Raw genomic sequence first — 1,112 nt, 5'->3', positions numbered from 1 at the left:
AAATATAATTCTAATGAAAAACCTACTAAACAAGGTTTATTCCCTCAATATAAATATCCTCATGCTAGAGAGAGATATGCATTTATTGCTGATATGCTTGGTCTTGGTGGCAAAAATGATAATGAAAAAGTAGCTAATTTAATTAAGGCTATCAATGGTCTTAAGAAAGATTTGGATATACCTTTGTCTATTAAAGATTATGGTGTAGCTGAAAAAGACTTTATGGCTAAACTTGATGATATAGTAGAACAGGCATTTAATGATCAATGTACTGGTGCTAATCCGGTTTATCCTCTTATGAAAGAATTAAAACAAATTTATTTAGATGCTTATAATGGTGTTTATTAATAAAATTTTTCTTTTATAATTTTTTATGGGTGAGAAGCTTTATATTAGTTTCTTGCCCATTTTTTATTTTATAATTGACAATATTAATTTTTATACTATAATTTTCAAAAGTTTTATTCTGAAATATRAAAAATATTTTTTATCATAGAAATTATTAAATGAAATTATAAYTTTTTATATACTTTATTATTTTTTGGGATTAAAAATGAAAAATAAAARTMTWTTTTTTAAAATATATATAGYATTTGTTRTTATATTTGCTGTTTCAATAATTGTATTATCTTTTTTAGGAAATAAAGAGCGAATAGGTTATTTATCGGAGTTTAAAATAAATATCACTGAAACTTTAGAATTAAATAATCTAAATATAGAAGAAATTAATCAACTATTTACTGTAAACAATAATTTAGATGAAGCTGCTATTACTAATTATGTTTTAACTAATAATTCTATAATGAATTATAGYTATAATTTTAGAATAAAATATTATGATAAGGTATTTAGAAATAGTGATATTTATGATGTTTATCCAGACATAAATAAAATTTCAGAAAATAATAATTATATAAAAAAAATAGGAATGATTAGAAATGGAAGCCCTTTTGGCAATCTAGTTTCAAGTAGGATTATAGATGATAATGAAGATAGTTATGATATTTCTTATACTTTATCTTTAAAAATAGAGTACATAATATTTTTATTTTTTATGATAATATTTCTTATCATTTTCAAATATAAGAGTGATAGTGCTTTTTTTGATAAAA

1 protein-coding gene and 1 pseudogene are annotated in these 1,112 nt (G+C 21.0%); both read left to right on the top strand.

Annotated features, from left to right (window positions below; genetic code table 11):
* Positions 1 to 348: iron-containing alcohol dehydrogenase (locus GQX97_RS12320; RefSeq protein ID WP_157152217.1), on the top strand; the 348-nt coding region annotated here is incomplete at its 5' end.
* Positions 349 to 553: 205 nt separating this feature from the next.
* Positions 554 to 1,112 (top strand): annotated as a pseudogene (locus GQX97_RS12315) (hypothetical protein); the annotation flags it as partial.

It is taken from the genome of Brachyspira sp. SAP_772 (assembly GCF_009755885.1).
GTDB lineage: Bacteria > Spirochaetota > Brachyspiria > Brachyspirales > Brachyspiraceae > Brachyspira.
The sequence above is the reverse complement of the archived record's forward strand: the minus strand, read 5'-3'. Positions and strand labels throughout refer to the sequence as shown.